This is a genomic window from Nocardioides sp. LS1 (genome assembly GCF_003865225.1).
GTDB lineage: Bacteria > Actinomycetota > Actinomycetes > Propionibacteriales > Nocardioidaceae > Nocardioides > Nocardioides ginsengisegetis.
This window is the reverse complement of record NZ_BIFF01000001.1, coordinates 260,803-274,529: the sequence shown is the minus strand read 5'-3', so window position 1 is coordinate 274,529 and position 13,727 is coordinate 260,803. Positions and strand designations below refer to the sequence as shown.

14 protein-coding genes and 1 riboswitch are annotated in these 13,727 nt (G+C 71.8%); of the genes, 7 read left to right on the top strand and 7 right to left on the bottom strand.

The features are described 5' to 3' along the window. Window positions 1-84 precede the first annotated feature (84 nt). Together EJF31_RS21710 and EJF31_RS01300 are read left to right on the top strand one after the other, a co-directional pair. Window positions 85-234: a hypothetical protein gene (locus EJF31_RS21710; RefSeq protein ID WP_185736102.1), complete on the top strand. Its 150-nt coding sequence runs from the start codon at window positions 85-87 to the stop codon at window positions 232-234. A 48-nt stretch (window positions 235-282) separates the two neighbouring features. Next, window positions 283-1,167, top strand: a complete 885-nt coding sequence (locus tag EJF31_RS01300; protein WP_125035296.1) for a ZIP family metal transporter — start codon at window positions 283-285, stop codon at window positions 1,165-1,167. Between the two features lie 16 nt (window positions 1,168-1,183). On the opposite strand, the gene EJF31_RS01295 is transcribed toward EJF31_RS01300, so the two are convergent. Continuing rightward, window positions 1,184-2,218, bottom strand: coding sequence for a phosphatase PAP2 family protein (locus EJF31_RS01295; protein ID WP_185736101.1), 1,035 nt, complete (start codon window positions 2,216-2,218; stop codon window positions 1,184-1,186). A gap of 121 nt (window positions 2,219-2,339) precedes the next feature. Here EJF31_RS01295 and EJF31_RS01290 point away from each other — a divergent pair, with 121 nt between their 5' ends. From EJF31_RS01290 to EJF31_RS01275, 4 genes are all read left to right on the top strand, one after another. Beyond that, window positions 2,340-4,184, top strand: a complete 1,845-nt coding sequence (locus EJF31_RS01290) for an MFS transporter (protein WP_221767417.1) — start codon at window positions 2,340-2,342, stop codon at window positions 4,182-4,184. Between the two features lie 64 nt (window positions 4,185-4,248). Beyond that, entirely contained in the window at window positions 4,249-5,865 is a 1,617-nt protein-coding gene (locus EJF31_RS01285) for a DUF1254 domain-containing protein (protein WP_125035294.1), read from the top strand. A gap of 59 nt (window positions 5,866-5,924) precedes the next feature. Beyond that, window positions 5,925-6,155: riboswitch (cobalamin riboswitch) on the top strand. A 125-nt stretch (window positions 6,156-6,280) separates the two neighbouring features. Then, entirely contained in the window at window positions 6,281-8,665 is a 2,385-nt protein-coding gene (locus EJF31_RS01280; protein WP_125035293.1) for a ribonucleoside-diphosphate reductase subunit alpha, read from the top strand. Then, entirely contained in the window at window positions 8,662-9,714 is a 1,053-nt protein-coding gene (locus EJF31_RS01275) for a ribonucleotide-diphosphate reductase subunit beta (protein WP_221767416.1), read from the top strand. Before EJF31_RS01280 ends, EJF31_RS01275 begins: the two co-directional genes overlap by 4 nt. Window positions 9,715-9,739: 25 nt before the next feature. Here the strand turns inward: EJF31_RS01275 and EJF31_RS01270 are convergent, their stop codons facing one another. Genes EJF31_RS01270 through EJF31_RS01255 form a run of 4 tightly spaced genes read right to left on the bottom strand, consistent with a single transcriptional unit; the run spans window position 9,740 to window position 11,917 of the window. Then, entirely contained in the window at window positions 9,740-10,189 is a 450-nt protein-coding gene (locus tag EJF31_RS01270) for a Rieske (2Fe-2S) protein (protein ID WP_125035292.1), read from the bottom strand. A gap of 49 nt (window positions 10,190-10,238) precedes the next feature. Beyond that, a complete protein-coding gene (locus tag EJF31_RS01265; protein ID WP_125035291.1) occupies window positions 10,239-10,925 on the bottom strand; it encodes an anti-sigma factor in 687 nt (228 codons plus the stop codon). Next, the gene (locus EJF31_RS01260) at window positions 10,922-11,449 is read right to left on the bottom strand and encodes a sigma-70 family RNA polymerase sigma factor (protein WP_185736100.1); all 528 of its coding nucleotides are present in this window, start codon (window positions 11,447-11,449) and stop codon (window positions 10,922-10,924) included. Before EJF31_RS01260 ends, EJF31_RS01265 begins: the two co-directional genes overlap by 4 nt. A gap of 15 nt (window positions 11,450-11,464) precedes the next feature. Beyond that, the gene (locus tag EJF31_RS01255; protein WP_125035289.1) at window positions 11,465-11,917 is read right to left on the bottom strand and encodes a CHRD domain-containing protein; all 453 of its coding nucleotides are present in this window, start codon (window positions 11,915-11,917) and stop codon (window positions 11,465-11,467) included. Between the two features lie 112 nt (window positions 11,918-12,029). Here EJF31_RS01255 and EJF31_RS01250 point away from each other — a divergent pair, with 112 nt between their 5' ends. Beyond that, a complete protein-coding gene (locus EJF31_RS01250) occupies window positions 12,030-12,263 on the top strand; it encodes a three-helix bundle dimerization domain-containing protein (RefSeq protein WP_125035288.1) in 234 nt (77 codons plus the stop codon). A gap of 38 nt (window positions 12,264-12,301) precedes the next feature. On the opposite strand, the gene EJF31_RS01245 is transcribed toward EJF31_RS01250, so the two are convergent. Then, window positions 12,302-12,805, bottom strand: coding sequence for a VOC family protein (locus EJF31_RS01245; RefSeq protein WP_125035287.1), 504 nt, complete (start codon window positions 12,803-12,805; stop codon window positions 12,302-12,304). Between the two features lie 75 nt (window positions 12,806-12,880). Then, window positions 12,881-13,708 carry a slipin family protein gene (locus tag EJF31_RS01240; RefSeq protein WP_260430568.1) on the bottom strand — a complete coding sequence of 276 codons (828 nt, stop codon included), beginning with the start codon at window positions 13,706-13,708 and terminating at the stop codon, window positions 12,881-12,883. Between the last annotated feature and the right edge of the window lie 19 nt (window positions 13,709-13,727).

Here is a 13,727-nt window from a genome sequence, read left to right as displayed (position 1 = left end):
CACGGGTCCCTCCACGACCGCATCCACGGGCCCTCCCCCGCGACACCACCGACGACACCACCGTCGCCCGCGCGGCACTGCCTCGTGGACGGAGCACCCTCCCTGCTCGTCGAGTGGCGACAGGGCGAGCGGGCTTGGGAGGGCCGGGTGGTCTCGGTGCTGTGGCTCGACGGCCAGGGCTGGGCGACCGTCGAGCGCTGGCTGCCGGCGTCGGCGATCACCCGCCCGGAGTGACCGGCCCCACCTTGGCATGTGAGGTTAGGCGAGCCTAAACTAACTGCCGTGAGCCTTTCCTCGACGCTGCTGCTCGGCTTCCTCGCCGGCGTGACCATCCTCCTCGGCCTGCCCGTGGGTCGTCTCCGCAAGCCCGCACCCTCGCTGCGACTGCTGCTCAACGCGGCCGCCGTGGGCGTCCTGCTCTTCCTCGTCTGGGACGTGCTCTCCGCCGCCTGGGAGCCGATCGACGTCGCCCTGGGCTCGTTCCACGAGGGCGACGGCGGCCTGGCCTCCGCCATCGGCTACGGCGCCCTGTTCGTCGGTGGCCTCGCCGTCGGCCTCGTGTCGCTGGTGTTCTACGAGTCGTGGATGGCCCGCCAGGTCCGGGCCACGCCGGCCGGCGCGCCCCGCCACGAAGGTCCCGGCGCCATGTCGCTGGGCGAGGTGAGCCCGCCGCGCGGCATCGCCTCGTGGTCGGCCGCGCGCCGCCTGTCCCTGCTGATCGCGGTCGGCATCGGCCTGCACAACTTCGCCGAGGGCCTGGCCATCGGCCAGTCCGCGGCGTCCGGCGAGATCGGCCTCGCCGTGATGCTGGTGATCGGCTTCGGCCTCCACAACGCCACGGAGGGCTTCGGCATCGTCGCGCCGCTCGCCGCCGACGTCGACCACGACGGCACCACGCGCCGCCCCAGCTGGGGCTTCCTGCTCGCGCTCGGCGCGATCGGCGGCGGCCCGACCTTCATCGGCACCTTGATCGGGCACGGCTTCACCAACGAGCCGGTCAGCGTCGCGTTCCTGACCCTGGCCGCCGGATCGCTGATCTACGTGATCACCCAGCTGATCGGCGTCGCCGCCCGGTCCAAGCGCAGCGACCTGCTGGCCTACGGCCTGCTCCTGGGCCTGGTCGCCGGCTTCCTCACCGACGCGATCGTCACCGCCGCGGGCGTCTGACCCTTCGGTCGGGCCCTCAGTCGGGACGGCCGGTGGGGTAGACCATCAGCCGGCCCAGCCCGACCGCCGTCGCGGCGATCACCAGCCCGGCAACGTCGTCGACGAAGTAGTGCCACCCGAGGTAGACCGTGGCGACCATGACCAGCACGAGGTAGACGCCCATCACCCGCGTGAGCCGCGCGAAGCCGTAGTGCCGCACCATGAGGAAGACCAGGCACGTGAAGGCGACGTGCAGGCTGGCGAACGCGCCGAGACTGACGAACGCGTCCGACGCCTGAGGGTTGGCCAGCATGTGGGCGCGCTCGGTGAGGTACTCCGCCTGCGTGGAGGTGATCGCCGTGTGCGGGAGGCCGGCGAAGTCGGGCGCGTCGGAGACGTAGGGGCCCAGCGACGGCGCGACGTAGTAGGACGCGACGCCGAGGATCCACACCCACATGGCCGCGACGAGGAAGACGTAGCCGTCGCGGAGCCGGTCGAGGAAGACCAGCGACGCGACCACGCTGAGCGGCACAAGGTAGGTGAAGGCCTTGTAGAAGAACATCAGGGCGTACGCCGCCCAGTGCTGGCCCAGCACGCTGTGCAGCAGCGCGCCCGGGTCGTGCCCGCCGAAGAGGGCCCGGTCCAGCCGCAGGAGCTCGGTGTCCTTGAGGTCGCGGAAGGCGTTCCAGCTCTTCATGTTGCGGTAGCAGAGGTAGACCACGTGGTAGGCGACGAGGCCACCGAGCGCGACCACCAGCCGCTCGCGCGGCCACCGCGCACGCAGGGTGGCCAGGGTGTCGCGGAAGCGCTGGCCGGCGGGCGCGCGCAGGGCTGCGTCGGCGACGGCGAGCAGCCCGAAGAGCACGACCGCGCTCGGGAGCCGGCGCAGGAACATCGTGCCGCCGGGGTCGCGGACCGGGACGCCGACGTGGTGCGACCAGTAGGCCGTGACCAGCGCGAAGACCACGACGACGGCACCGACCCCGATCAGCCAGCGACCGCGCCCCGCGTCGGCGGGCACGCCCGTCGGGGTCCGTCTGCGCGTGACCGGCGGCGGCGCCGTGAGCTCCATGTTCGCGTCCTCGTGTTCCCTCCGCACGGCCGTTGTGGCCCGGCGGATGGATGCTATCAACGCGTGCAGTGGGTGTTGGGCCCCTCCGGGTGACAGCATGGAGTGGACAAAGGGGTGCACCGTGAGCGTGACCGACCGCGTGAGGGTCGAGCAGCCGGCCGTGCCGCGTCGCCCGGCGCGGCTCACGGCGGGCGACCTGTCGCGCCACCCGGTCGCCGTCGCCACCGCCTTCGCCGCCCTCCTGCACGTGCTCTGGTGGTGGCTGCTCGCCTCCAGCGGCGGCGACATCGCCGCCCAGGACGCCTGGGCGGAGTTCGCCCGGGCGCACCCCGGAAGTGCCTACAACCTCGCGTGGTACGGCGGCATGCACCCGGTCAACTACAGCATCCTGGCGCCCTACGTCATGGGCGCCCTGGGCGTGCGCACGACGATGATGCTCGCCGGCACGGTCTCGGCCGGGCTGCTCGCCCTCGTGCTGACCCGCAGCAAGGCGCTCGACAAGCCGCTCTGGCCCGCGCTCTACGGCGCCCTCGCGCTCGCCGGCAACGCGGTGTCGGGACGCGTGACCTTCGGCCTCGGCACGATGTTCGCGCTGGCGGCGATCTCGGTGATCTACGCCTGGCCCACCCACTGGCGCTCCACCGAGCGGCGGCACCGGTGGCCGCGAGCCGTCCTGGCCGCGGTGTTCTCCGCCGCCGCCACCGCCTCGAGCCCCGTGGCCGGCCTCTTCCTCGGCGTGATCGCGGCGGCGCTCTGGCTGCAGCGGCGGCGCACCGCCGCCTACGCCGTGGGCCTGCCTCCGGTCGTCGTCGTGGCACTCTCGGCCTGGCTCTTCCCCTTCTCGGGCCACCAGCCGATGCCCCTCGCGTCGGTGATCCTGCCCGTCGTGACGGCGGTCGCCGTCGTCGTGCTCGCGCCGCGCACGTGGCGGTCCATCCGGGTCGGGGCCGTCCTCTACGTCGCCGGCGTGCTCGCCGCCTGGGTGATCCCCTCCCAGGTCGGCACCAACGTCACCCGGCTCGGGCTGCTGTTCGGCGGCGTCGTGCTGGTGGCCATCGCCGCCCGCGCCGCCTCGGCCGGGCCGCTCGGCCACGGCTGGGGGCCGGTGGGCAACCGACGCGCGGCCGTCGCCCTGGTCCTCGCGATCCTGACGGCCTCGATCTGGCAGGTCGCCACGGCCGCACGCGACGTCGTCGGCGGCCGCCCCGATGCCGCCTGGACCGTCGACCTGCGGCCGTTGGTCCACCAGCTCCAGGCCCGTGGAGCCAACCAGGCGCGGGTCGAGGTCGTCCCCGCCAAGAGCCACCGTGAGGCGTCGGCGCTGGCGCCCTACGTCAACCTGGCGCGCGGCTGGAACCGCCAGGCCGATGCCGAGCGCAACCCGATCTTCTACGACGACGGCCTGCTCACGCCGGCGTCGTACCGCGCCTGGCTCGACCGCTGGGCGGTCAGCTACGTCGTGCTGTCCAAGAGCACGCCGGACGGGGCGGCCCGGGCCGAGAACGACCTCGTGGCCGGGGGGCTCGGCTACCTCCACGCCGTCTGGTCCGACGCCAACTGGACCCTCTTCGAGGTCGAGGCGCCGCGACCGCTGGCCGACGCGCCGGCCGTGGTGACCAGCTTCGACGCCACCGAGCTGGTGCTCAACATGCCGACGCCGGGTCGGGTGCTCGTCCGCATCCCCGCGTCGCCGTGGCTGAGCCTGCTCGACGCCGCGGGCGACCCGATCGCGCCCCCGACGCCCGACCCCGACTCCCCCGACGCGGCGCCGGTCAACGTCGAGGGGTGCCTCAGCCACGAGGTGCAGCCGGTCGCCGTCGAGGGCCAGACGCCCGACGACTGGACCGTGCTCTACGCCCCGCACGCCGGGACCTACCGGATCGCCGCGCCCTACCAGCTGCACCGCGGCACGGCCTGCCCCGACGAGATCACCGGCGAGGGTGGCACGGACCCCGACCAGGGGTAACGGGGTGACCCACCTCTCGCCCAATCCCTAGTAACTTGGTAGGGAATTGCCCGTTGGGCCGGACATGACCTCCGCAGACCGACGCCCCCGCCACGTCCGCACCCGCCTGGGCGCCGCCCTCGTGGTGCTCACCGCATCACTGGCCTCGACGCTGGCCTCGGCCGTGGTGGCCGGCCAGCCCGGCGCCCTCGCCGCCGGGGCGACACGTCCCGACCTGCTGCCCGACTGCGTGTACGGCGCCTCGGCTCCCGGCCTCACCGGTCTCGAGCCACGGGTCCAGCGCGACGCCTGGGCGTACGCCGACCACCTGGCCGGCACCTCGGCGACGCAACGGCTCGCGGCTGCCCGCACCTTCGCCGCGGCCGAGGCCGGCTACGTCTACGGTCTGCCGCTGGTCGACCTGCACGACACGGTCCGCCAGTTCCGCTTCCGCAACACGCTGGTCAGCGTCGCGTCACTGAGCACGCCGGAGACCCGCAGCGTGGTCTCCCCCAACGTCGACACGGCCTACACGGTGGGCTGGCTGAGCCTGACCCAGGGGCCGCTCGTCATCGACGTGCCCGACACGGACGGTCGCTTCTACACGTTCCAGTTCATGGACGCCTGGACGAACTCGTTCACCTACGTGGGGTCGGGTGCCACCGGCACGGAGGCCGGCTCCTACCTCTTCGTGCCGCCCGGCTGGACCGGTGACGTGCCGGAGGGGGTGCACCTGGTGCACAGCCCGACCAACACGATGTGGCTGCTGGGCCGGACGCTGGTCGACGACGCCGCCGACATGCAGCGGGTCAAGCCGCTGCTCGAGAAGTACACCGCCACCCCGCTGGAGGCCTGGCGGCAGGGCGCACGCGGCAAGTCCGTCGTCTTCGACAACCCTCCTCCCCGGCCCCCGAAGCCCGCGACCCCGCAGGGCACCGACTTCGTCGCCGCGCTCAACCAGGAGACGACGATCGACCCGCCCCCGTCCTCGCAGCGCTGCGTCCTCGACGCGCTGGCCCCGGCCGGGGTCCAGCAGCCCGACACCACGCCGGGGGCCGTGCTGGCCGCCGACTCGGCCAACGCGGTGGGCGACCCGCCGGGCTCCGGGGAGGACACCCCGCAGAACCGCGCGGTCCGTGCGGGCACCCGGGCCGCCGTACGACTCATCGCGGGCGCTGCGGACCGCTACCGCGCCACCACCTCGGCGGGCAACCGCGGGTGGAGCGTGATGACCGACCCGTGGATCGGCGACTTCGGCCGGCAGTACCTCGGGCGCGCGGTCATCGCCACCGACCTGCTCGGCGCCAACGTGCCGCGGATCGCGACCTACCCCACGAGCTACACCGACGGCCACGGGCGCGCGCTGAACGGCGGTCATCGCTACACGATCACGTTCCCGCAGGGGCAGCTGCCGCCGGTCCGCGCGTTCTGGTCGCTGACGATGTACCGCCAGGACAACTTCCTCTACGACAACCAGATCGACCGCTACTCCGTCGGCGACCGCGACCGGGGACTGCGCCGCAACGCGGACGGCTCGCTGACGATCTTCGTGCAGCACGCGAAGCCGCGCAGCGCGAAGGCCCGGGCCAACTGGCTGCCCGCGCCGGCCGGTGACTTCCACCTGATCCTGCGGCTCTACCTGCCCGAGAAGGCGGCGCTGGACGGCGCCTACCGGATCCCGCCGTTCGTCCGGGTCGACTGAGGGCGACCGCAACACGCCGACACAACATCTAGTCCCGGAGATTTCCTCCGGCCCCACATATGGTGGCGCACGCAGCTGGTTCGGCGCTCCCTCCAGGAACGTCGAGGCAACAGGGAACCCGGTGAGAGACCGGGACTGCCCCGCAGCGGTGAGTGGGAACGAACGACGTCACCAAGCACTGGGTCGCCCTCACGGGACCTGGGAAGCGACGTCCAGTAGGGGTCGAGTCCGAGTGATCGGGCGCGGCGAGCCCATGAGTCCGAAGACCTGCCAGCGCACTGCACCCGCCGGGTGCAGTGGTCCGATGCCGCGTGGGACGGCTGACGGCTCCACGGCGTGCTCTCGAACGACGCGCCGGCGTCGTCACCCCCTCGCACATCTGGCCGGTCCCGGACCGAGCTCGCGAGGAGAGAGAATGACGGTCACCGAAACAGCACCACCAGCCCCCGCCCACGAAGCACGCCGCACGACGATGCAGGTGCGCAAGCGCAACGGGGACAGCGAGTCCGTCGACGTCAACAAGATCGTCCGCGCCGTCGAGCGCGTGGCCGACGACCTGGCCGACGTGGACCCGATGCGGGTCGCCACCAAGACCATCTCGGGCCTCTACGACGGCGCCACGACCGCCGAGCTGGACCGCCTGTCGATCCAGACGGCCGCCGAGATGATCAGCGAGGAGCCGCAGTACTCCCGGCTGGCCGGGCGGCTGCTGGCCGGCTACATCGAGAAGGAGGTCCGCAACCAGGGCATCGCCTCCTTCAGCCAGTCGGTCGGCCTCGGCCACGCCGAGGGACTGATCGGCGACGAGACCGCACGGTTCGTCAAGGACAACGCCCGCAAGCTCGACTTCGCGATCGATGAGGGCGCCGACCGCCGCTTCGAGTACTTCGGGCTGCGCACGGTCTACGACCGCTACCTGCTGCGGCACCCCAGGACGCGCCAGGTGGTCGAGACCCCGCAGTACTTCCTGCTGCGCGTGGCCTGCGGCCTGTCGGAGTCGCCGGCCGAGGCGATCGGCTTCTACCGGCTGATGTCGAGCCTGGCCTACCTGCCGAGCAGCCCGACGTTGTTCAACTCCGGCACCCGGCACACCCAGATGTCGTCGTGCTACCTCGTGGACTCCCCCCGCGACGACCTCGACTCGATCTACTCGCGCTACGGCCAGGTCGCCAAGCTGTCGAAGTTCGCCGGCGGGATCGGCATCGGCTTCTCGCGCGTCCGCGGCCGAGGGGCGCTGATCCGCGGCACCAACGGTCAGTCCAACGGGATCGTGCCATTCCTGCGCACGCTCGACGCGTCGGTGGCCGCGGTCAACCAGGGAGGTCGCCGCAAGGGCGCCGCGTGCGTCTACCTCGAGCCGTGGCACCCCGACGTCGAGGAGTTCCTGGAGCTGCGCGACAACACGGGCGAGGACGCGCGACGTACGCACAACCTCAACCTGGCGAACTGGATCCCCGACGAGTTCATGCGCCGCGTCGAGGCCGACGAGGACTGGTCGCTCATCGATCCCGACCAGGTGCCCGAGCTCGTGGACCTGTGGGGCGACGCCTTCGACGCGGCCTACCGGCGCGCCGAGGCGGAGGGCAACGTCGTGCGCACCCTGAAGGCGCGCGACCTCTACGCCAAGATGATGCGCACGCTGGCGCAGACCGGCAACGGCTGGATGACGTTCAAGGACGCCGCCAACCGCACCTGCAACCAGACCTCGGACGACCAGGCCCCCGGCCAGCCCGTGGTGCACCTGTCCAACCTGTGCACCGAGATCATCGAGGTCTCCTCGGACTCCGAGACGGCCGTCTGCAACCTGGGCTCGATCAACCTGGCCCAGCACCTGGTCCCGACAGGCGTCGACTGGGACAAGCTCCGCGCCACGGTGCGTACGGCGGTGCCGCTGCTCGACCGTGTCATCGACGTGAACTACTACCCCAGCGCCGAGGCGGCGGCCTCCAACCCGCAGTGGCGGCCGATCGGGCTCGGCCTGATGGGCCTGCAGGACGTCTTCTTCGCGCTGCGGCTGCCCTTCGACTCGCCCGAGGCTCTGGAGCTGTCGACCCGGATCCAGGAGGAGGTCTACCTGACCGCGCTGGAGGTCTCCTCGGAGCTGGCCGAGCGCCACGGTCCGCACCCGACCTTCGACCGGACCCGCGCCGCGCAGGGCAGGCTGCAGCCGGACTTCTGGGACGCGACGCCGGCCCAGACGGAGCGGTGGGACGCCGTGCGGGCGCGGATCGCCGCGCACGGCCTGCGGAACTCCCTGCTGATCGCGATCGCACCGACCGCCACGATCGCCTCGATCGCCGGGTGCTACGAGTGCATCGAGCCCCAGGTGTCCAACCTGTTCAAGCGCGAGACGCTCTCGGGAGAGTTCCTCCAGGTCAACTCCGCCCTCGTGCACGAGCTCAAGGCGCACGGGTTGTGGACGCCCGAGAACCGCGAGGCGATCAAGCGCGCCGAGGGCTCGGTGCAGGGCATCGCGTCCCTGCCCGAGGACGTGCGGGTGCTGTTCCGCACGGCGTGGGAGCTCCCCCAGCGCGCGCTGATCGACATGGCGGCCGCACGGTCGGCGTACATCGACCAGAGCCAGTCACTCAACCTCTTCCTGGCGTCGCCGACCATCGGGAAGCTCTCCTCGATGTACAGCCACGCCTGGAAGTCCGGGCTGAAGACGACGTACTACCTGCGGTCGCGACCGGCCACCCGGATCCAGCAGGCGACCGTGTCCGTGACCGAACCCGTCCGGGACGAGGCGGCGCTCGCCTGCTCCCTGGAGAACCCCGAGAGCTGCGAGGCGTGCCAGTGACCACCGACCAGAACACCCAGGCCAGCACCGCGACCGACTCGCGTCCGACCCGGATGCTGCTCGACCCGGGGATGAACCTCACCCTCCGGCCGATGCGCTACCCGCACTTCTACGAGCGCTACCGCGACGGCATCAAGAACAACTGGACCGTCGAGGAGGTCGACCTGCACACCGACCTCAAGGACCTCGCGAAGCTGTCCGCGGCCGAGCGGCACCTGGTCTCGCGCCTCGTGGCGTTCTTCGCGACCGGCGACACGATCGTGGCGAACAACCTGGTGCTCAACCTCTACCAGCACATCAACTCACCGGAGGCCCGGCTCTACCTGAGCCGGCAGCTCTTCGAGGAGGCGGTGCACGTGCAGTTCTACCTCACGCTGCTCGACACCTACGTGCCCGACGAGGCCGAGCGGCACGAGGCCTTCGCCGCCGTCGACAACATCCCCTCGATCCGGAACAAGGCCGACTTCTGCTTCACGTGGATCGACAAGGTCTTCGAGCTCGACGCCCTGACCACCAGGGAGCACCGTCGTGCCTTCCTGCTGAACGTGATCTGCTTCGCGGCCTGCATCGAGGGGCTGTTCTTCTACGGCGCCTTCGCCTACGTCTACTTCCTGCGTTCGCGGGGCCTGCTCAACGGGCTCGCCTCCGGCACCAACTGGGTCTTCCGCGACGAGTCGATGCACATGGCGTTCGCCTTCGACGTGGTCGACACCGTGCGGCAGGAGGAGCCGGACCTGTTCGACGAGCAGCTGGCCGCGGACGTCCGGCAGATGCTGGTCGAGGCCGTCGACGCCGAGGCCCAGTTCGCCGAGGACCTCCTGGGGCAGGGCGTGGCCGGGCTGTCGGTGGCGGACATGCGGGAGTACCTCCAGTTCGTCGCCGACCGGCGGATGGAGCGGCTCGGGCTCCCGCAGATCTACGGCTCCCGCAACCCGCTGGCCTTCATGGAGCTGCAGGACGTCCAGGAGCTCTCGAACTTCTTCGAGCGCAGGGTCTCGGCCTACCAGATGGGCGTGACCGGGTCGGTCGTCTTCGACGACGACTTCTAGGCGGGCGCAGGTCGGGGTGGGGAGGTCAGGCCTGGACGACCTCCCCGCCCTTGACCAGGACGTCGATCTTCGCCAGCGGCGACGGCGCCGGGCCGCCCGTGTTGTCGCCGGTGGCCAGGTCGTAGGTCGACCCGTGGCAGGGGCACTTGAGGATGCTGCCCTGCGGGGCGACCGTGCAGCCCATGTGGGTGCAGATCGCGGAGAAGGCCACGATGTCGCCGGCCTTCGGCTGGGCGACGATGACCGGCTTGCCGTCGGCGGTCTGGGCCGAGACCGCACCGCCGACCGGCACGTCGCTGACCTTGGCGAGGCCGGCGCTCCCGCCCCCGGACGGCGTGGGGGTGTCCGTGGCGGTGCCGGACCCACCGCCGCAGCCGGCCACCACCGTGACGCCCAGGGCCGTGCCGGCGCCGGCAACCAGGAGGGTGCGGCGCGAGGGACCGCTGGTGGGTTCGGTGCTGTCCTGGGGGCTCATCGCCCACCTCCTGGGGTCGTGTCGGGTCGGGGTGACGTGTCGGGGCGGGTCACAGGACCAGCCTCAGGACCGGGGCACCGGACCTGGTGCGCATCTCGACCGACACGATCTGGTCCGGCGTCGCGGCCGTGGCCCCGGTCAGGTGCATGGTCCGGCCGGGCAGGGCCTGCCACGTGGCGACCTGCTCGACGTGGCCGTCGCGCGTGCGGACCACGAGCACGTAGCTCCCCGGCCGGGTGTCCGGGTCCGGGAGCGACTCGTAGGTGCACTCCAGGTCCAGCCGGGTGCCCCACGCGACCGGAGTCAGTCCGACCGAGGCGTGCAGGGGCTCGTAGCCGACCGGGGTCATCGTGCGGGTCACCGCCGCCGACGGCTCGCCGGTCGGCACCGCCTCGGGGGTGCCCCGGTCCCCCACCGCGCCGGCCATGACGAGCACGACCGCGACCACGGCCGCGGCGGCCGCGCCGAGCAGCGCGACGATCGCCGTACGCCGGCGCTGGGAGCTGCGGGCGGCCGCCACCAGCGCGGGCAGCAGGGTCTCGGGCAGCGGTGGCGGCGGGCGCTCGAGCACGTCGGCATCGACGAGGGCGAGCAGGGCGGGCATGCCGGCGAGCTCGCGGACGGCGGCAGTGCACGCGGCGCAGCCGGGGAGGTGCGCCTCGAACTCCCGGGCCTCGGCGGGGTCGAGGGCGCCGAGGACGTAGGAGCCGTCCAGGCCGGTGAATCCACAGCTCATGTCTCCACCCCCATCTCCTCCAGTGCGAGCCTCAGTGCCTTGAGCGCGTAGTGCGTGCGTGACTTGACCGTGCCGGGTGGCACGCCGAGCCGACGTGCGGCCTCGGCCACCGGCAGGCCGCGGAAGTAGCACTCGAGGATCACCGCCCGGTGCTCCGTCGAGAGCCGGTCGAGCGCGTCGGCGACCATCCACGAGAGCAGCAGCTGGTCGGTGTCGTCGACGGGGTCCCCCGGCTCGGGGGGCTCGGCGACGACGGTCTCGGTCCGGGTCCTGCGGGTGCGCCACTCGTCGATGACGATGTTGCGCGCCACCGTGAACAGCCAGGCCCGGACCGAGCCCTGCTTGGCGTCGAGCGCCCCGAAGCTGCGCCACGCCCGGAGCAGGGTCTCCTGGGCGACGTCCTCGGCGCGGGTCCGGTCACCGGTCAGGCGCACGCAGTAGCCCCACAGCGCGGCTGCGTGCTCGTCGTGCAGCTGCTGCATCAGCTCGACCTGGTTCGCGGCCAACCGACCTCCTGCCGTCATGACCATTGTCGTCGGTCAGTGGTGGAGCGGCCCCTGGATCGCCCCGGCGGGGTACGTCGCGTTGTGGACGTTGAAGTAGTAACGCCGCGGGTGGTCCAGCAGTCGGGTGATCAGCGCCTTCGACGCGTGGGCGCAGTGCTTGCCGCCCGTGACCGAGCCGGTCAGGTCCACGACGATGCTGCCGTCCTTGACCTTGTGGATGTGCGCGGCGTCGGGGGTGCCGATGTTGCTCCACTCGACGTTGGCGCAGACCCTCGAGGTGGACATGATCAGCCGGAAGTGCGCCTCCCCCGAGCCGTCGGGGTCGCCGCCCGGGCCGAGCTGCGCCTGCAGCGTCTTCACGGTCACGAGCCGGGCCGGGGCGGGGTCAGCGGCCGAGCTCGTGACCGCAGCACCGGACCCGGCGAGCAGGAGCGCCGTCGTGAAGGCGACGGCCACAGACGGGGTGGTCAGTGATTTCGTGGTCATGGTGGAACCTCCTCACCTGTCCTACGGGGCGGGGCGAGGATCGGTTCAACCACCCGCTGATGGCCGAGACGGGGTCTGGTGGAGTCGGGGCCGGCGGTGTTCACTTCTGGGCATGGACAGCATGGCCACCCCCGAGGCCACGACCCTCGAGGAGACTGCCGTCGCGCAGGTCTCCGCGCGCCTGCGGACGCGCTTCCCCGACACGACACCCGAGACGATCGACTGGGTCGTCCGCGGTGCCCTGCACGAGTTCGACGGCCACCGGATCCGCGACTTCGTCCCGATCCTGGTCGAGCGCGACGCCATCGACCTGCTGCGCGGGTCGCCGACGAGCCTGACCGGCTGAGCCCCACGCCGGCTGCTGTCGACCGCCGTCTCCTCGGACTACAGGACGTGGTGGCCGTACATCTCGCCGAGCGGGTCGGCGATCAGCTCGATCCGCGCGCCGTCGGGGTCGCGGAAGTAGACCGAGACCCCGCTGTGCACCTCGTGCTCGACCCCGGCCGCGTCGAGCCGCGCCACGAGCTGCTCCCAGCGCTGGGGGTCCACCGAGATGGCCAGGTGGTGCAGGCCGCCCAGCACCTCGGCGTACGGACCGACGTCGAGGCCCGGGAAGTCGAAGAAGGCCAGCAGGTTCTGGTTGCCGATGTCGAAGAAGAAGTGCGAGGAGCCGGGGTAGTCGCGGTTCTCGATCAGCTCGGTCAGCGGGAAGCCGAGCACGTCCTGGTAGAAGCGGATGGTCGTCTCGACGTCGCTGCTGACGAGGGCGGTGTGGTGCAGGCCGCGGGCCGTCGAGGCGGGGCGGTCGTCCACGGGGACGAGGTGGGCGGCACGCAGCTCGGCGCGGCGCTGGGCCAGGGCGTCCTGGTCGGGTGTGGCCTCGCTCATGGGTCGCTCCTCCGTGTCGGCTCCCTGTCAGCTGCGTGGTGGGGAGAGCGTGCCACGCCGGTGGCCACCCGTGCATCACCCGTGTTCGTGCGCGACGCCGTCGACCCGCTGGGCAGCGGGCACGCCGGTCGCGACGGCCTCGAAGTAGCGCAGCATCTCGACGGGGAAGGGCAGCACCAGCGTGGAGTTCTTCTCGGCCGCCACCTCCACCATGGTCTGGAGCAGCCGCAGCTGCAGCGCGGCGGGCGTGGACTCCATGGCCGCGGCGGCCTCCGAGAGCCGTTGTGAGGCCTGGAACTCTCCGTCGGCGGTGATGATCCGGGCCCGGCGCTCCCGCTCGGCCTCGGCCTGGCGCGACATGGACCGCTTCATCGTCTCGGGCAGGGCGACGTCCTTGATCTCCACGCGGTCGATCTCGATCCCCCAGGAGGCCGCGGGGTTGTCGAGCATCACCTCGAGGCCCTGGTTGAGCCGCTCACGGTTGGACAGCAGGTCGTCGAGCTCGCTCTTGCCGATGATGGAGCGCAACGAGGTCTGCGCGACCTGCGAGATGGCGAAGACGTAGTCCTGGACCTGGATCACCGCCCGCATCGGGTCGACCACCCGGAAGTAGACGACGGCGTCGACGCGCACCGTCACGTTGTCGCGGGTGATGCCGTCCTGGGCGGGGACCGGCATGGTCACGACCTGCATGTTGACCCGCTTCATCCGGTCCACGACCGGCACCAGGAACGTGAGGCCGGGGCGGCGTACGTCGTCCTGGGCGCGGCCCAGCCGGAACACCACACCGCGCTCGATCTGCTGGACGACGCGCACGCTGGTCGCCCAGCCCACACCCGCCAGCACCCCCAGGGAACCGAGCGTCAACAGCAGCGCATCCATGGCGACCTCCGCGGGCTCCATGGGCCCGGAGCCTCATCTC